The sequence below is a fragment of the Methylosinus trichosporium OB3b genome, from assembly GCF_002752655.1.
Classification (GTDB): domain Bacteria; phylum Pseudomonadota; class Alphaproteobacteria; order Rhizobiales; family Beijerinckiaceae; genus Methylosinus; species Methylosinus trichosporium.
In genome coordinates this window covers 816,787-833,658 of the sequence record NZ_CP023737.1, presented here as the reverse complement: position 1 = coordinate 833,658, position 16,872 = coordinate 816,787, and the positions used below count along the sequence as shown (strand labels likewise).

Annotated in this window: 16 protein-coding genes and 1 tRNA gene; 8 read left to right on the top strand and 9 right to left on the bottom strand. The window is 63.9% G+C overall.

Annotated elements, in window-relative coordinates; all coding sequences use genetic code 11:
* Window positions 1–44: 44 nt before the first annotated feature.
* Entirely contained in the window at window positions 45–2,108 is a 2,064-nt protein-coding gene (locus CQW49_RS03950; protein ID WP_157926062.1) for a hypothetical protein, read from the bottom strand.
* 261 nt (window positions 2,109–2,369) lie between these two features.
* On the opposite strand from CQW49_RS03950, the gene CQW49_RS03945 reads away from it, so the two are divergent.
* Window positions 2,370–4,403, top strand: coding sequence for a YgiQ family radical SAM protein (locus tag CQW49_RS03945; RefSeq protein WP_003610408.1), 2,034 nt, complete (start codon window positions 2,370–2,372; stop codon window positions 4,401–4,403).
* Window positions 4,404–4,582: 179 nt separating this feature from the next.
* On the opposite strand, the gene gpt is transcribed toward CQW49_RS03945, so the two are convergent.
* Window positions 4,583–5,077, bottom strand: a complete 495-nt coding sequence (gene gpt / locus CQW49_RS03940; RefSeq protein WP_003610411.1) for a xanthine phosphoribosyltransferase — start codon at window positions 5,075–5,077, stop codon at window positions 4,583–4,585.
* Between the two features lie 6 nt (window positions 5,078–5,083).
* Complete coding sequence (locus tag CQW49_RS03935; RefSeq protein ID WP_003610413.1) at window positions 5,084–5,836, bottom strand: competence/damage-inducible protein A; 753 nt, start codon at window positions 5,834–5,836, stop codon at window positions 5,084–5,086.
* Between the two features lie 180 nt (window positions 5,837–6,016).
* On the opposite strand from CQW49_RS03935, the gene CQW49_RS03930 reads away from it, so the two are divergent.
* From CQW49_RS03930 to CQW49_RS03920, 3 genes are read left to right on the top strand one after another with little or no spacing between them, the layout of a single operon-like run.
* Window positions 6,017–6,304, top strand: a complete 288-nt coding sequence (locus tag CQW49_RS03930; protein ID WP_003610415.1) for a YggT family protein — start codon at window positions 6,017–6,019, stop codon at window positions 6,302–6,304.
* Window position 6,305: 1 nt separating this feature from the next.
* Entirely contained in the window at window positions 6,306–6,635 is a 330-nt protein-coding gene (locus tag CQW49_RS03925; RefSeq protein WP_003610417.1) for a DUF167 family protein, read from the top strand.
* A 3-nt stretch (window positions 6,636–6,638) separates the two neighbouring features.
* On the top strand, window positions 6,639–7,691 hold the full coding sequence (locus tag CQW49_RS03920; protein WP_003610419.1) for a MaoC family dehydratase: 1,053 nt from the start codon (window positions 6,639–6,641) through the stop codon (window positions 7,689–7,691).
* Window positions 7,692–7,783: 92 nt separating this feature from the next.
* On the opposite strand, the gene ilvD is transcribed toward CQW49_RS03920, so the two are convergent.
* Window positions 7,784–9,628, bottom strand: a complete 1,845-nt coding sequence (ilvD, locus tag CQW49_RS03915) for a dihydroxy-acid dehydratase (RefSeq protein WP_003610420.1) — start codon at window positions 9,626–9,628, stop codon at window positions 7,784–7,786.
* Between the two features lie 343 nt (window positions 9,629–9,971).
* Here ilvD and CQW49_RS03910 point away from each other — a divergent pair, with 343 nt between their 5' ends.
* Window positions 9,972–10,739 carry a right-handed parallel beta-helix repeat-containing protein gene (locus CQW49_RS03910; protein WP_003610423.1) on the top strand — a complete coding sequence of 256 codons (768 nt, stop codon included), beginning with the start codon at window positions 9,972–9,974 and terminating at the stop codon, window positions 10,737–10,739.
* Window positions 10,740–10,836: 97 nt separating this feature from the next.
* Here CQW49_RS03910 and CQW49_RS03905 read toward each other — a convergent pair whose 3' ends face one another.
* On the bottom strand, window positions 10,837–11,727 hold the full coding sequence (locus CQW49_RS03905) for a glycosyltransferase family 2 protein (RefSeq protein WP_003610425.1): 891 nt from the start codon (window positions 11,725–11,727) through the stop codon (window positions 10,837–10,839).
* A gap of 198 nt (window positions 11,728–11,925) precedes the next feature.
* On the opposite strand from CQW49_RS03905, the gene CQW49_RS03900 reads away from it, so the two are divergent.
* On the top strand, window positions 11,926–12,513 hold the full coding sequence (locus tag CQW49_RS03900; protein ID WP_003610427.1) for an acyltransferase: 588 nt from the start codon (window positions 11,926–11,928) through the stop codon (window positions 12,511–12,513).
* A gap of 9 nt (window positions 12,514–12,522) precedes the next feature.
* On the opposite strand, the gene CQW49_RS03895 is transcribed toward CQW49_RS03900, so the two are convergent.
* The 3 genes from CQW49_RS03895 to CQW49_RS03885 form a co-directional block, all read right to left on the bottom strand.
* Window positions 12,523–13,659, bottom strand: coding sequence for a DegT/DnrJ/EryC1/StrS family aminotransferase (locus CQW49_RS03895; protein WP_157926061.1), 1,137 nt, complete (start codon window positions 13,657–13,659; stop codon window positions 12,523–12,525).
* A 329-nt stretch (window positions 13,660–13,988) separates the two neighbouring features.
* The gene (locus CQW49_RS03890) at window positions 13,989–14,666 is read right to left on the bottom strand and encodes an outer membrane protein (protein WP_003610431.1); all 678 of its coding nucleotides are present in this window, start codon (window positions 14,664–14,666) and stop codon (window positions 13,989–13,991) included.
* Window positions 14,667–15,018: 352 nt separating this feature from the next.
* Window positions 15,019–15,092, bottom strand: a tRNA-Gly gene (locus tag CQW49_RS03885).
* Window positions 15,093–15,129: 37 nt separating this feature from the next.
* On the opposite strand from CQW49_RS03885, the gene CQW49_RS24330 reads away from it, so the two are divergent.
* Window positions 15,130–15,276, top strand: a complete 147-nt coding sequence (locus CQW49_RS24330; RefSeq protein WP_155931324.1) for a hypothetical protein — start codon at window positions 15,130–15,132, stop codon at window positions 15,274–15,276.
* Between the two features lie 60 nt (window positions 15,277–15,336).
* Window positions 15,337–15,705, top strand: a complete 369-nt coding sequence (locus CQW49_RS03880; RefSeq protein ID WP_003610433.1) for a TIGR02300 family protein — start codon at window positions 15,337–15,339, stop codon at window positions 15,703–15,705.
* A gap of 39 nt (window positions 15,706–15,744) precedes the next feature.
* On the opposite strand, the gene CQW49_RS03875 is transcribed toward CQW49_RS03880, so the two are convergent.
* Window positions 15,745–16,767, bottom strand: coding sequence for a cytochrome-c peroxidase (locus tag CQW49_RS03875; RefSeq protein WP_003610435.1), 1,023 nt, complete (start codon window positions 16,765–16,767; stop codon window positions 15,745–15,747).
* Between the last annotated feature and the right edge of the window lie 105 nt (window positions 16,768–16,872).

Genomic DNA, 16,872 nt, shown 5'->3' with positions numbered 1-16,872 from the left:
CGCGCCTTCGGCTTCGCGCTTTCTATTGGCGATCGAGTGTCGACTCAGGGCTCGGCGCGCTCCAGTCGGAAGGAGAACGACCGTAGGTCACGGCACATATATTTGTAGAATGTCGTGACGGTTTCGATTTTGTCATAGCCGACGTAATATCGCGGCGCTGGCGAGTTCCATATTCGAGGCGATGCGTCCGGCAGCGCGACTCCGAGAACGATCCCGTCGAGATCGGGAAGCGCACGACATACGCGGCGAAGGTCGTCGAGGGAAAGCGGCCCATCGGTCGGCTGCTCCGGCTGATGATAGCAGGCATGGTCCGGAGCATGGTGGTAATTAGGCGCATCGAGCTTCGCCAACGCGCTACCGCGACGGGCGTAGTCGATCGCCGTTCCGCGGTAGAACATGACGCCCGTTCCCTGCAGGCAAGAGTAATAGGACGGCCGTCCGAGCTTGAACCACATGATCTCGGGACTGTCGTCCCAATAGAGATTGGCGCTGTCGCCGACGAAGCCCCTGAGGTCGTCCGCTGCCCCTGGCGCTTCGATGAAACGACGCCACTCTGTCCGCCGGTCGTTCAACAGCAGCGCCGCCGCCAGCGCGAGCGTCGCCGCCACGCTCGCTCCGGGGACAAACACACGGCCGCGATCGAGAGCGATCAAGAGCCCGCACGACACTGCGCCGACGAGAACCAGCGCGCAGTCGGTGGAGAACCCCGGTTTGATGGAAAGAATCCAGCCGAACAGCACGGGGGAGACCGCGGCGACGCCCGACAACGCCAGCACGGCTTTCCTGATCGAAGCGGTAACGGGCTTTGCGGATCGGCTCTCGAAAAAGCAAAACGCCAATGCCACGATCAAGAGGAAATCGGCCAGAGCGGGCATGAAGAAGCCGAGCCGGGCAAACGCCGACAAGATCGCGGCGACAAGGAGGGGCCAACGATAGAGACTGTCGGGCGGCGCGCGCAGCACGATCACGACGACGATGATATTTCCCAGCAGGCGGCTGAGCCACAGGGCTCTCCAGGGCTGGATATTGACCACCAAGACGTCCCGGCCGACGTCTCCGCTGATGAAAGTGAGCGCCATGCCGCACAGCGAAACAACGGAAAACACCAGCGCGAGGCTGCGCAGCGCGCGATCTCTCCACCGCAGGCAGATCACGGCCGGTCCCAGAGCGGCTGCAACGGTGAGAAAGTCGTCGATGGTCCATCGCGTGAGGAAGCCGAAACCGCATCTGCGACGAACGATGTCGAACCATTCCGGGTCGAACGTCTCGAACAGACGCGCGAAAGGTTGGACTGACGAGGCGCCGAGGAGCACACCGAGCGCCGCCGTCGCCGCACCCAGCATCAGCAGCCGCCGGTCTTTTTGCGCCGCCAGAAGACCGAGGCTGGCGATGCCGGTCAGAGCCATTAAGGGATGCAGCGCCGCCGCCGCGGCGAGTGCGAGCCAACCAAGGACGGGTTTTCCCGTGAACGCTACGCCGAACGCCGCCAACACCAGGGCTTCAGCGAATGGGCGCGGCGTAGCGAAAATCTCATCGTAGTGAAAAATTCCCGAGCTGCCGTAGCTGGATTGCTCCGCGATCGCGCCGACGAAGGCAAATAGTGCCTCACGCCGGTCGGGCAAAAGCGTCCGCACGAAAAAAGCGAGGCCGAACACGAACGCGGCCTCCCCCGCAAGTGTCGTTATATAATGCGCTGAGCTCACGCCGAAGGCTGCGACTAAAGGCCTATAGAGCGACGAGAATACCGTGAAGGAGTCCTGAGACCCGTAGCGGAAGTAGAGGTCGGATGCGAATTGATCGGCCTGCAGCGCGTTCAGCGCCTGCAGCGCGTAGAGTCGTCCATCATGCACGACCCCGTGATAAGGGTGCAGCACGAACCACAGCGCGGCGACGGAGAAGACCGCGGTGAAGGCGCGCCGACACGCTCGTTCCGGGGCGTCGGCGGCCTGCAGAAATCTCGAGTTCTGAAATATGTCACGCGTCGTCTGCAGGATGATCTGGCTTACGCTCATCGAAGCAATTCTCGGATCTCGATCCAAAGAGGGGCTGTCGCCTGTGTTTTCGAGAAAGCCGACGCCTCGCATCGGCGTTGACGCTCGCCGCGCCATGGCGACCGCTCCCGCAAAAAGCCAAGAGACGCGCCGACGCGGGGCGCGGCGAGCGCGCCGTGGTTTCGGCGGCTGAATTGATAGTCGGGCGACCTTGCGTGGCGCTCGCTTTTTTTTGCCGGGCTCGACCGGAAATAAGCTCCCGAGAGCCGCAAAGGCCGGCATCTCCCAGGATGTCGCTCGCGACCAGGCGTCGCCGATCGTCAATCGATTGCCGATCTCGGCGATTGACGCCGGACGAAAAACTCGCCTAGTACCGCCATGGCCTCCTCGCTCGCTCCTCATCAAGACGCCAAGCCTCTGTTTTCCTATCGGAAGTATTGGGCTCACCGGTTCGGCGTCGCGCCTTTTCTGCCCATGTCGCGGGCGGAGATGGAGGCGCTCGGCTGGGATTCCTGCGATGTGATCCTCGTCACCGGCGACGCCTATATCGACCATCCGAGCTTCGGCATGGCGATCGTCGGCCGGCTGCTGGAGGCGCAGGGCTTTCGCGTCGGCATCATCGCGCAGCCGGATTGGCGCGACGCCTCCGCTTTCAAGGCGCTGGGAAAACCCAATCTCTTCTTCGGCGTCACCAGCGGCAATATGGATTCGATGGTCAACCGCTACACGTCGGACCGTCGCCTGCGCCACAATGATTCCTACACGCCCGGCGGCGAGGGCGGACGGCGTCCGGACCGCGCCGTCATCGTCTATGCGCAGCGCTGCCGCGAGGCGTTTCCCGAGGCGCCCGTCGTGCTCGGCGGGATCGAGGCGTCGCTGCGCCGCATCGCCCATTATGATTATTGGTCGGATAAGGTGCGGCGCTCCATCCTGCTCGACGCCAAGGCCGATCTCTTGCTCTATGGCAACGCCGAGCGCGCGTTGGTCGAGGTCGCGCATCGGATCGCCAAGCGCGGGCTCGCGCAGGATTTTTCCGACATTCGCGGCCTCGCTCTGCTGCGCGACGCGACGCCGGAAGGCTGGACCGAAGCCTCGGCCGAAGATCTGGACAGTCCGGACGAAGGACGCACACGGGCGCCGGGCGATGTCGTCATTCGTCTGCCGGCTTACGAGCAAGTCTCGCGCGATGCGGAAGCCTACGCGCGCGTGTCGCGGGTGCTGCACAAGGAGAGCAATCCCGGCAACGCCCGCCCGCTGACGCAGCGCCACGGCGACAAGGACCTCTGGCTCACCGCGCCGCCCATTCCGCTGACCATGGCGGAGATGGACGGCGTCTATGATCTGCCCTTCGCGCGCGCGCCGCATCCCTCCTATGAGGGCGCGAAGATTCCGGCCTGGGAGATGATCCGCCATTCGGTGACGATCATGCGCGGCTGCTTCGGCGGCTGCTCCTTCTGCTCGATCACCGAGCATGAGGGCCGCATCATCCAATCGCGCTCGGAAGAGTCGATCCTGCGCGAGATCGAGATCATCCGCGACAAGACGGAAGGGTTCACCGGCATCATCTCAGACATCGGCGGGCCGACGGCGAATATGTATCGCCTCGCCTGCCGCGACAAAGAGACGGAGGCTCTGTGCCGGCGGCCGTCCTGCGTCTATCCGGATGTCTGCAAGAATCTCGACACGAACCATGATCCGTTGATCCAGCTCTATCGCAAGGCGCGCGCGCTCCCCGGCCTCAAGAAGGTGATGGTGGCCTCGGGCGTGCGCTATGATCTCGCGGTCAAGAGCCCGGCCTATATTCGCGAGCTCGTCGAGCACCATGTCGGCGGCTATCTGAAGATCGCGCCCGAGCATACGGAAGAGGGGCCGCTATCGAAGATGATGAAGCCGGGCATCGGCTCCTATGATCGGTTCAAGCAATTATTCGATGCGGCGGCGCGGGCGGCCAAGAAGGAATATTACCTCATTCCCTATTTCATCGCCGCGCATCCGGGCACGACCGACGAGGATATGATGAATCTGGCGCTGTGGCTGAAGCGCAACAAATATCGCGCCGATCAGGTGCAGACCTTCCTGCCTTCGCCGATGGCGCTGTCGACGGCCATGTATCATTCGGGCTTCGATCCTCTGAAGCCGGTGCGGCGCGGCGCGTCCGAGCGCGTCGAGGCGGTGAAGGGGTTGCGGCAGCGCCGGCTGCACAAGGCCTTTCTGCGCTATCACGATCCCGAGAATTGGCCGATGTTGCGCGAGGCGCTGAAGGCGATGGGCCGCGCCGATCTGATCGGCCCGGGCAAGCATCAGCTGGTGCCGGGCTGGCAGCCCAAGGGCGTGACGGGCGAGGGGCGGCGTGTCCAGCCGATCGGGCGCGCGCAGACAGGGCGACACTTTCTGACCAAGGGCGTGGGGTAGTCCTATTGCGTCAAATAATGGAAAGTTATTCCTATCTTGATGTGAACTCAACGGAAGCTGGGTCCGTCATTGCGAGCGCAGCGAAGCAATCCAGAGCCGCGGGGCGGCCCCAGGGTTGCTTCGTCGCTTTGCTCCTCGCAATGACGCCGCCCCAGTCGTTGCGGGGCAGCGCTCGCCGCTCAGGCGCCGTGCGCGGAAATCGGCGCCTGAAATGACAGGCCGGTGTCCCAGGGGAAGAAGATCCAGGTGTCCTGCGACACCTCGGTGACGAAGGTGTCGACCATCGGCCGACCCTGCGGCTTGGCGTAGACGGTGGCGAAATGGGCCTTGGGCAGCAGCGCACGCACCACTTTGGCGGTGGCGCCGGTATCGACGAGATCGTCGATGACCAACACCTCCTCGCTGGGACGCGCGAGGATCGTCTCCGACAAGGGCTTCAGCACGACGACGTCGCCGCGCTGATTCTCCTCGTGATAGCTGGCGACGCAGATCGTATCGATGACGCGGATGCCGAGTTCGCGCGCGACGACGCCGGCCGGCACCAGCCCGCCGCGCGTCACGGCGACGATCGCGGAAAAGCCGCCGATCGAGGACAGGCGCCAGGCGAGCGCGCGCGCATCGCGGTGGAAGGCGTCCCAGGAAACGGGAAAGGCTTTTTGGTCGGTCGGCGTCATGCGTCCTCAGATCAGCGTTCGCTCGCCGTGAAGGCGCGCGATCAGCGCGCGCGCTTCCTGCGTCGCTTTTTCGAGCTCGTTCGCGTCGCGGCTGCGCAGCACGATCTGATTGCGCACGCCGGCGCTGGAGAAGGAGGGGTAGGACCCCACGGTTACTTTTTCGTGCGCCTTGGCGATCGCCTCGAGATCGGCGGCGTAGCGCCCCTCGGGTATGTCGTGGGCGTCGATTGTCGCCACCATCACCTTCGCGCCTTTGACGATATGCACGGCCGCCGCGTCCAGCATCGCCTGCATGATGACCGGCACGCCGGCCATCACCACGACATTGCCGATCATGAAGCCGGGGGCCTTGGAGATGGCGTTCTCGATCAGCGTCGCCCCGGCGGGAATGCGCGCCATGCGTCGGCGGGCGGGGTTGAGCTGCTCCAGCGGGATGCGCTCCAGCAGCATGGCGAGGGCGCGCTCGTCCTCGCCGATGGCGACGCCGAAGGCTTTGGCGACCGCGTCGGCGGTGATGTCGTCATGCGTCGGGCCAATGCCGCCGGTGGTGAAGACATAGGTGTAGCGGCGCCGCAGCGCGTCGAGCGCGGCGACGATCTCCGCCTCGATGTCCGGCACGACGCGGACCTCACGCAGATCGACGCCGATCTCGGCGAGGTAGCGGGCGATATAGGTGGAGTTCTGGTCCTGGGTGCGGCCAGAGAGGATTTCGTCGCCGATGACGAGCACGGCGGCGGTTATGTCGGCGTTCTGCTCCATCCGGCCGCTCCGCTGAGATTTTCTAAAAGATTAGGACAGGCTGGGGGCGAACGCCAGCGCCGGGCGACGGAGAGCGGCGAGACCGCGACCGGCGGCGCCGCCCGCCACGCATCCCGGGGATTGCGGCGGCGGGGCAGGGAGGTTAGACATTCGCCAACTCGATCGGTGGAACGACGTCACATGCAATTTGCCGTGGTCAATCTCCTCTTCACGATCATCGATCTCTATTGGTGGGTGGTCATCGCCATGGCGATCATGTCCTGGCTCATCGCTTTCGACGTGGTGAACACGCGTTCCCAGGTCGTCTATTCGCTGTGGAACGCGCTCAACGCGCTGACCGAGCCGGTGCTGCGGCCGATCCGCAATGTCCTGCCCAGCCTCGGCGGAATGGATATTTCGCCGATCATCCTGCTGCTGGCGTTGCAGTTTCTGCGCAATCTGATCGCCGGCGCGCTCATCTCGGGGTGATATGGGCGATTCGAAAGCCTGGAGCGTCGAAGCGGAGGGGGTCGTCCTCTGGGTCCGCCTCACGCCCAAGGGCGGGCGTGACGCGCTTTCCGGGGTCGAGACGCTCGCCGATGGCCGCGCTGTGCTGAAGGCCAGGGTGCGGGCGGCGCCGGAGGACGGGCGCGCCAATGAGGCGCTGGTCGCGCTGATCGCGCAGGCGCTGGGCGCGCCGAAGCGATCGGTGCAGATCGCCGCCGGCCATACGGCGCGGCTGAAAAAGCTGTTCATCGCGGGAGATCCCGCTTCCCTGGTCGCGGCGCTGGAGAAGTCCTGCGCGTCAAACGATGGTTGAGGCATGAGCAAGTCGAAGGTCGGAAACTTCTTCGAGGATTTCTCGCTGGGCCAGGTGATCCGTCACGCCGCCCCGCGCACGGTGACATCGGGCGACGTCGCGCTCTACACGGCGCTCTATCTGCCGCGCTTCGCCGTGCAGTCGTCTGCTGCTTTCGCCAAGGCCATCGGCTATCGCGAGGCGCCGATCGACGACATTCTCGTCTTCCATTTCGTGCTCGGCAAGACCGTGCCGGACGTGTCGCTGAACGCCATCGCCAATCTCGGCTACGCCGATTTCAAATTTTTGGCGCCGGTCTATCCGGGCGATACGCTGACGGCGACCTCCGAGGTGATCGGCCTCAAGGAGAACTCCAACAAGGAGACCGGCGTCGTCTATGTGCGCTCGACCGGCAAGAATCAGCATGGCGAGACCGTTCTCGACTACGCCCGCTGGGTGATGGTGAAGAAGCGCGACAAGGACGCGCCGGTCGGGCCGGAGGTCGTGCCGAGCCTGCCCAAGAGCGTCGCGCCGGCCGATCTCGGCAAGGCGGTTCCTTCGATCGATGTCGCCGCCTATGACAAGGATCTGGCCGGCTCGCCCTATTTCTGGGACGACTATGAGGTCGGCGAGAAGATCGACCATATCGACGGCATGACCGTGGAGGAGGCCGAGCATCAGGTCGCGACGCGCCTCTACCAGAACAACTCCAAGGTGCATTTCAATCAATATTACGAGGCGCAGGGCCGGTTCGGAAAGCGCATCATCTATGGCGGCCATGTGATCTCGCTGGCTCGCGCGCTGTCGTTCAATGGGCTCGAGAACGCCTTCCACATCGCGGCGGTCAATGGCGGGCGGCATGTCAATCCGCTGTTCGCCGGCGGCACCGTGTTCGCGTGGTCGGAGGTGCTGGACAAGGCGGAGATTCCGGGCCGCTCGGACATTGGCGCGCTGCGTCTGCGCCTCGTCGCCACCAAGGATCATCCGCCGGCTGATTTCCCGCTCACGACCGCCGAGGGCAAGCCGCATCCGGCGGTGCTGCTCGATCTCGATTATTGGGCCGTGCTGCCGCGCTGAGCGGCGACGTCACCAGGACCGTTACGGGATAAGCAATCCAGAGTCCGCCCCGCGTCTCTGGATTGCTTCGCTTCGCTCGCAATGACGGCGGCTTATGACTCGGGGACCTCGCGCACGGCGCCGCGGGCGGCGCTCGTCGTCATTGCGGCGTAGGCGCGCAGCGCTTTCGAGATTTTGCGGGCGCGGGCGGCGGGCTTCCAGGCGTCCTTGCCGCGCGCCTCCTCGGCGGCGCGGCGGCGGGCGACCTCCTCGTCGGAGACGGCGAGGCGGATCGAGCGCGCGGGGATGTCGATCTCGATAGAGTCGCCTTCCTGCACCAGGCCGATCAGCCCGCCCTCGGCCGCCTCCGGCGAGACATGGCCGATGGAGAGGCCCGAGGTGCCGCCGGAGAAGCGGCCGTCGGTGATCAGCGCGCAGGCTTTGCCGAGACCTTTCGACTTCAGATAGCTCGTAGGATAGAGCATTTCCTGCATGCCCGGCCCGCCGCGCGGCCCCTCATAGCGGATCACCACCACATCGCCGGCGACGATTTTATTGCCGAGAATGGCGTCGACCGCCGCGTCCTGGCTCTCGAACACGCGGGCCGGACCGGAGAAGGTCAGGATGGAAGCGTCGACGCCCGCTGTCTTCACGATGCAGCCGTCCTGCGCCAGATTTCCGGTCAGCACGGCGAGGCCGCCGTCCTTGGAGAAGGCGTGCGCCGCCTCGCGCACGACGCCGGCCTCGCGGTCGAGATCGAGCGCGTCGAAGCGGCGGTTCTGGCTGAAGGCGACCTGCGTCGGCACGCCGCCGGGCGCGGCGCGATAGAAGGTCGCGACGCTCTCGCTGTTGGAGACGCGCACGTCCCAGCGCGCCAGCGCCTCGCCGAGAGTGGCGGAATGGACCGTCGGCAGATCGGCGTGCAGCAGGCCGGCGCGGAAAAGCTCGCCGAGAATGGCGTAGATGCCGCCGGCGCGATGCACATCCTCGAGATGCACGTCCGGCCGGGAGGGCGCCACCTTGCACAGCACCGGCACGCGCCGCGACAGACGGTCGATGTCGGCCATTGTGAAGGGGACCTCGGCCTCATAGGCGGCGGCGAGAATATGCAGAACGGTGTTGGTCGAGCCGCCCATGGCGATGTCGAGCATCATCGCATTCTCGAACGCCTCGAAAGTCGCGATGGAGCGCGGCAGCGCGCGCGCGTCATCCTGCTCGTACCAGCGGCGCGCGAGATCGACGATGAGATGGCCGGCCTCGACGAACAGGCGCTCGCGATCGGCGTGGGTCGCCAGAGTGGTGCCATTGCCGGGCAGAGCGAGGCCGAGCGCCTCGGCGAGGCAGTTCATCGAATTGGCGGTGAACATGCCCGAGCAGGAGCCGCAGGTCGGGCAGGCCGAGCGCTCGATGGCGGCGACGTCGCTGTCGCTCACCTTGTCGTCGCCGGCCGCGACCATGGCGTCGACGAGATCGAGCGCATGGGCCTGGCCCGCGAGCACGACCTTGCCGGCCTCCATCGGCCCGCCGGAGACGAAGACGGTGGGGATGTTCAGCCGCAACGCGGCCATCAGCATGCCGGGGGTGATCTTGTCACAATTCGAGATGCAGACGAGAGCGTCGGCGCAATGGGCGTTGCACATATATTCGACGCTGTCGGCGATGATCTCGCGCGAAGGCAGCGAATAGAGCATGCCGTCATGGCCCATGGCGATGCCGTCGTCGATCGCTATGGTGTCGAACTCCTTGGCGACGCCGCCCGCCTTCTCGATCTCGCGCGCGACCAGCTGGCCGAGATCTTTGAGGTGCACATGGCCCGGCACGAATTGCGTGAAGGAATTGGCGATGGCGATGATCGGCTTGCCGAAGTCCTCGTCCTTCATCCCCGTCGCGCGCCAAAGGCCGCGCGCGCCGGCCATATTGCGTCCATGGGTGGTGGTGCGGGAGCGGAACGACGGCATGGCGGCTCTTCTCATGAGGGGCTGTCGAATCTGTCGATGACCTATCCGAAGGCGCTCGCCTCCGCAATGGGCGCGCCGTCCTCGTCGCTGCGACCGAGGTCGCCGGCGCCGACCGTCGCCGGAGCGCTCGAAGGCTAGAACGCGTTCCGATGGAACGGAATCCTTCGATCGAACAGAATGCGCTCTACCAGTCAGCTTCATCGAAATTGAGGGGCCTCGAGAGCGAGCCTATCGAATCGGTTAAATCAGGCTGCTAGACCTTTACAGCAGGCGCGAGATCATGACAAATTGTGCTGTCCAAAAGAGTTCCGCTGTTTTTGCTTACGCTTCGGGAGGAGTCATCATGTCATACCGTCATTTCTTGCATATCCTTCTCTTGGTCGCTACGACGCTCGTCATCGCCGCGCCGGCGGCGCACGCGCAGGCGTCGCGCACCTGGGTGTCCGGGGTGGGCGACGACGCCAATCCCTGCAGCCGCACGGCGCCGTGCAAGACCTTCGCCGGCGCGATCTCGAAGACGGCGGCAAGCGGCGAGATCAACACGCTCGACCCTGGCGGTTTCGGCGCCGTCACCATCACCAAGTCGATCACCATCCGCTCCGACAGCATCGAAGCGGGGGTCTTGGTCTCCGGCACGAATGGCATCGTCATCAACGCCGGCGCGACCGACACTGTCGTATTGGAGGGGCTCGACATCGAGGGGCTCGGCACGGGGCTCGACGGCGTGAAGGTGCTCGCGGCGCAGTTCGTCTATATCAACCGGTGCGCGATCCGACGCTTCAGCGGCAATGGCGTGAACATGGTGAGCAGCGTGGCCAATGCGCGCATCTTCATCAAAGATTCGCAGATTCTCCGCAATAACGGCGGCGTCAATGTGCAGGGCAACGGCGTCGGCAATATCGCGTCGATCGCCAACACGCTCATCGATGGAAACACGACCTTCGGCGTGCAGGTCACCAACGCCGGCAACACGGTGGCGCTCACCAATAGCGTCGTGAACGCGAGTCCGACGGGGCTGAGCGTCATAGGCGGCGCGACGGCTGCGTCAATCGGGGCGAGCAATGTCGTTTTTGGCGCTGGCGCATTTACCACGACGTTTCCGTTCAAGTAATCTATGCTTGCGCGCGGGTTTTCTGCGTTATCCGATCCAATCGGATCGGATAACGCTCCAGCCTTCTTTCGCGAATTCCGTTCGATCGGAACGCGCTCTAGGCCCGGCGCGGCAGGGAACCTCTGACCCAGCTCGCGATCGTGTCATCGACCGAACAGGCGCCTCCCTCGATCAGTTGTCGAGCGCGCTCGAGCGATGCGAACTGCCCGTCGAATTCTTGTTTGAGCCGGCCTTCTTCACGCAGACGGATATAGCGGCGCCAATGCCACCCCCAGGACGGCGGCAGATGCGTATTGGCAGCCATCCAGACAGTAATGTTTTCGACTTTCCTCTCGAACTCCTCAAAACTGCGGAATGGATAATGCAACATTCTGAGTTCGGCGCGTTCGGCAGTACGTCCAGATGATGTCGTGGCCGTATGGGCTCCGGCTCCATATTCGACAAATCGTGACGCCAGAACGATAGTTTTTGGCCTGATCGGAGCAAATATTTGTGGTATTTTGATATCTCCTGACAGCCTTTCTTGTCGGCTCAACGCGAGTGGCTGGTCAATTCGTAGGTTCAACACTTCAAGAGCGTTTTGACCCGGCGCCGGGGGTGTCCCAGTCATGTTGAAACGGGGGACGCTCAATACGGATATTTCGTCTCTTTTTGCTTCTTGAAGAATACTATGAAGGTCTCCCGTGACGCAGAGAAATTCGTCGGCATCGGCAACTATAATCCAGTCCGCCTCGAACCGGTCGTGCGCAATCCTCGCCAGCTCGGAAAACGGATCGAACCCGTCGATATTTTTTCGAGGTTGAGACATCCAGCTCAGCGCGCCAGATCTCGCGTATTCATCGAAAATATCTCGACTTCCATCCGTAGATCCAGAGTCGAATGCGACAATGAAATCGACGCCGATGGCCCGGTGCCAGTCAAGAAACTCGCGCAGAGTATCGGCGTTATCGACGACATTGACTGCAAGCACGACCTTGTCGCGGCTCATGAATTCTTGCTCCTCCAGCGAGGTCTGCGGAAAACAGCGGAAGCGCCACATTAACATGTCGTTTCTCGAAAGGCGATTTCGCCACGCGCCGCTCCCGCTCGCCGGAGAATCCGGTTAAAGTCGCTCCGCAAAAGCTGGCGCCCGAACATCGAGAGGCGCTCGAAAGAAACGGGATCGCGGGGCGGTGGAGGAACCGAAGTGGCTGGATTGAATGGCGCGTTTCTGCCTCGGGACATTCTCGAAACTCTCGGCTTCGCCAGGCTCGGGGAGGATGTCCTGATCCACAGCACGGCGGTGATCGTCGACTGCGCCAAGATATCTCTCGGCTCTCGAGTTCGGATCGATCCTTTCGTCGTCATCTCGAACCGCGGCGGCGTCGTCTTCGGCGATAACATCCATATCGGCAGTCATTCGGTCCTAGCCGGCGCCGAGGCCATTCGCTTCGGAGATTTCACGAATATCTCACATTACGTCGGGATCTACACGTCGAATGAGGATTTGAGCGGCAAGACATTGAGCAATCCTACGGTGAAGTGGGACAGAAAGGGGCCGCGCACTGCGCCGATTCATTTCGCCAGTCACGCAACGGTCGCGGCTGGTGGCGTCGTATTGGCGGGCGCACGGTTCGAGGAGGGATCGGTGCTCGGAGCCCACTCCATGGTAAGCCGGCCTTTGGCGCCCTGGACGACCTATTTCGGAATTCCAGCGCGCAAGGTCCGCGAGCGAAGCCGTGACGCGCTCCGGCTCGAGCAGGACTATCGCGACTGGTTGAAGCGGGACGAATAGGCGTTCGTATCAAAGAGCGCCGTTCAGCGCTTCTGCCGTGAGCGTGGTGATCGCCTCCGCTTCTTCGCGCTCGGCGTTCGAGCGCACGGGAAGCACGCACATGCGATCCGCGAGGTCTTCGGCCACGTCGCAAGGCCCGAAGGTCGCAGCGTCCGGCCAGAGCGACAGGCTCGGCCGGTAATAGCGTCGAATCTCGACGCCGACTGCGGAGGCGGCCGTCACGAAGCGCTCGACGGCCGCTTCACTCGGGAGCAGGACCGGAAAGAACTGCCAAGGCGCGCGATCCGCCTCCCTCGGAAATTCGAGGTCGTCTCGATTCGCCAATAGGTCGATATAGCGCGCGACGAACTCCTGCCGGCGCTGGAGCGCCGGGCCGAAGCGAGGCAGTTGCGCAAGGCCGACGGCCGCGTGGAATTCCGACATCTTGCCGTTAAATCCCCAGCGCGGCCCGTCGGGCGAAAGATGCGAAGCGAGGGCGAAGGCGAGAGCCGCGCGCAGGGCCTCGTCATGGTCGCGATGAGCAAAGACGGCTCCGCCTTCGCCGATCGCGAATGGCTTCGTCGCATGCATCGAGAACACCTCGAAGACGTCACGGGGCAGCCCGTCGGCGAAGCGCCGAACGCCGAGGCCGGAGGCGTTGTCGATCACCACCGCGGCTCCCGCCCGCAGGCACAGATCAATCTCGGCGTCGAAGTTTGGCCGCATGCCGAAAGGCGTGACGAACATGACGACGGTCGCGCCGGCGCCGGACAGCGCGCGCTCTAAACAGTCGCGACGAAGCGTCCAATCGCGGCGATCGACATCGACGATGATGGGGATCATGCCAGCGGCGCGCACGGCGCCGAGCGACGCCGGAAAAGTGAAGGCCGGCACGAGCACGGGGCCGGGGCGTCCCGTCGCGAGCAGGGCTGCGGAGAGTCCGGCGGTGGCGCTCGAAGCGGTGACGCAGGTTTCTTCCGCAGTTCCGAAGGCCTCGCCGAGTCCCGTCTCGAAACGTCGCGTCAGCGGACCGAAGTTCGAATACCAGCGACGCTCGTGCATCGCCTCCAGAAAGGGTAGGTACTCGCGAGGCGCCGGCAGGTCGGGCACGACAGAGGGATAACGGTAGCGACCAGGGCCAGCCTCGCCCTCATGAGGTTCTCGCAACAGCGCCTGCCTTTCTTTCTCTCGGAACCCATGCGACCCGAGGCCGACTACGCCTCCGGAGAAGGTCGAGCGAATGACGCGCTGCATGAGAAAACCGATGGGACGCTAAGCGGGCGCGTCGTGAGCGTCAAGCTGCCGCCAGCGACCCGCAGGGCGCCGACTCGAGGTCGACAATTCCTGTACAGCCGCGTCATGCACGTGCTCGACGCGCGTCTCCACGCCGAGACGTCGCGACATGCGGGTGGATGGCCGCGCTCGTCGACAAGCGCGGCCATACGCTGAAACTATGCCTGATCGTCGACCCGAATTCGGAGCGCGGACCGAAGCCCTCAAAAGTGATAGTTGAAGCCGCCTCTCACCAGAGACGTGTCGAGAGTCGACGTCAGCGCATTGGGCGTGAACTCGAAATAGCGCTCGCCGCCGACCGAGGTGAAGAGATATTCCGCCTTGGCCGAGAGATTGGGGGCGAGGCCATATTCGATGCCGGCGCCGAGCGCCCAGCCCGAGAGATATTGCGACTGCTGGCCGAAGAAGCCGTTGTAGACATTGCCGACCGTCCCCGAGGCGACGACCCCGGCGAAGCCGCCCGTGACATAGACGAGAGCGCGGTCGAAGATCATGCCGGCGCGCGGGCGCAGCGTCATGATATTGTCGACGCCGCTGCTGCCAACGACGCCCGCGATCGGGGAGCCGCCGCCCTTGCCGCCGCTGAAGTCGAAGTCCGCCTCGAGGCCGATGAGAAAATTCGGCCCGAAGGTGTAGTTGTAGCCGCCGGTCACGCCCACCAGCCAGCCGTTGGGCTCGCCGAGCAGGCTGCGGCCGTTGTCCTGAAAGGCGCCGAAGCCGTAGCCGCCATGGACGCCGACATAAAACCCCCGCCAGGTGAAGGCGGGAGGCGGCGAATAATAATCGTCGAACGGCGCGCTGCGGCGCGGCAGGTCGGCGGCTTCGGCGGCCGCTCCCCCGAGGGCGGAAGCGAGAAGGGCGCAAAGCAGGAAGGGTCTCATGGCACTGAACTCCGATACGATCGGCGCGCCGATTCGCCGGCGGCTCTCGCTCTGCGGGCTGGGACGCGAAGCCCGAGCCCGAGCTCAGTCGAATTAGAAGCGTTCACCTTAACGAGTTATTGAAAGGCGCCGAAACGCGGCGCAACCGAAGCAACCGCGGACAAAATATTCATGTATTGATTGTGTCGAAACTCAGGAATATTTGGACAAGATCGAGGATATCGGCTTCTGATCTGTCGATCCTGGGAGCTCGAGTCGCGTCCGGATCGATGAGATTGCCTAATATTCGGTAAAGCGGGAAGCGGCGCCGCGCGCAGCGATGATGATCCGTGATCTGTCGCCGGACGGAAGCTGGAGCGGGTGAAGGGAATCGAACCCTCGTATTCAGCTTGGAAGGCTGCTGCTCTACCATTGAGCTACACCCGCGACACATCCGATATGCCAAGTCGTGAGGCGCTTGGCAATGGGCGACGTGACGATCGGCGGGCGTGCGTCGGTCGACAAGGGGATTGCGCGTGTGGACAAAGGGTTTTTCATCGCCGATGGCGGCGATCGTCTTGACATGCCGCGAGCGGATTTCTCATTTGACAGCCGCAGAGGAGCGCACTAACCCGAGCGCCCGTCTCCACCGGGCGTTCCCACGCCGCTCACTATCGAGGAAGCAAGGACCGTGGCCAAACCCGAACTCGGCGCCAAGCGCCAATGTCAGTCTTGTGGCGTCAAATTCTTCGATCTGAACAAGGAACCGGTCGTCTGCCCCAAATGTGGAGCGATCTTCCATGTGGCGACGACGCGCATTGTGAGCCGCGCCGCCGAGGAAGACGAAACGACGGAAGGCGAGAAGGAGGGGGCCGAGATCGTATCGCTCGACGAGGTCGAGGCGACCGAATCGAAGGCCGATCCGATCGATGTGGACGAGGATGTCGAGATCGACGACGCCGTCGAGGAGGACGACACCTTCCTCGAGAACGAGGAGGAGGAGGACGACGACGTCTCCGGCCTCATCGACGGGGATATCGACACCGACGAAGAGACTTGAGGCGCGCGGCGGCCCTGAAGTCAGGGCCGCCGCCTCGCTTCACTTATGGGCCGCGGCGTCGGGCAGCGGAGTGGGAGCCGAGAAATTGTTCGGAACCGGCTGCGTCAGGGCGCCGAGGAAGGCGACGATCGATGCGGCGTCCTTGTCGGAGAGATCGACGCCCAATTGAGTCTTGCCCATCACGCGCACGGCCCGCGTCAGATCGGCGACCGAGCCGTCGTGGAAATAAGGCGCGGTCTTCGCGACATTGCGCAGGCTCGGCACTTTGAACACATAGAGGTCCGCGTCGTTCTTGGTGACGTCGGCGCGTCCTTTATCGGGCGTCTCGACGCCGGTCTCTTTCCAATAGTCCGAGACCACGCCGAATTTGGCGAAGGACGCGCCGCCGACGCCCACGCCGCCGTGGCAGCCGGCGCAGCCTACGGAGATGAATGTGCGCAGACCGGTCTGTTCGGCCGGGGTCAGCGCCTTGGCGTCGCCATTCAGAAAAGCGTCGAAACGAGTCGGCAGGGGCAGAGTGCGCTCGAAGACGCCGATCGCCTTGCCCCAATTGGTCTCGTTGACCGGATCCTTTTCATTCGGAAAGGCTTTCGCGAACAGCTCCGGATAGCCGGGTATGGATTTCAACGTGGCGATCACGGTCGCATAATCGGGGTTGCCGAAGCTCGTGGGGCCCAGCAGCGATTTTTGCGCCTGCTCCTCGATCGTCTCGCGATCGCCGCGCCAATGCGCCTTGAACTGCAGCGCCGCGTCGAAGATCGTCGGCGCATTGCGGGGATTGACCTTGCCCATCACGCCGAATGACTTGGGCAGGCCGTCGGAGCCGTGCAGCTCCGGCAGATGACAGTGCGAGCAGCTCACATTGCCGTCGGCCGAGACGCGGCTTTCGAAGAACAGCCGCCGGCCGAGCTCGGCTTGATCGCTCTTCGCGCTCGGCGGCGCCGGCAATGGCTGAAACAGGCGCTTGGCGTCGGCGAGGAGCGAGGCGTCGCCTCCGGCGGCGAAAGCGGCCGTCGCGGCGGCGAGCGCCGCCGATAAAGACAAGGGAGCGAAGAACTTCATGTTTGGTCCGCCGTTTCTTCCCGGTTGAGCGTGGAGCGGCGAGCTCCGGCGCGGGCGCATCCTGTCGCGCTTCCAAACGCAGAGCAAGGCCGCCCGCGGCGAATT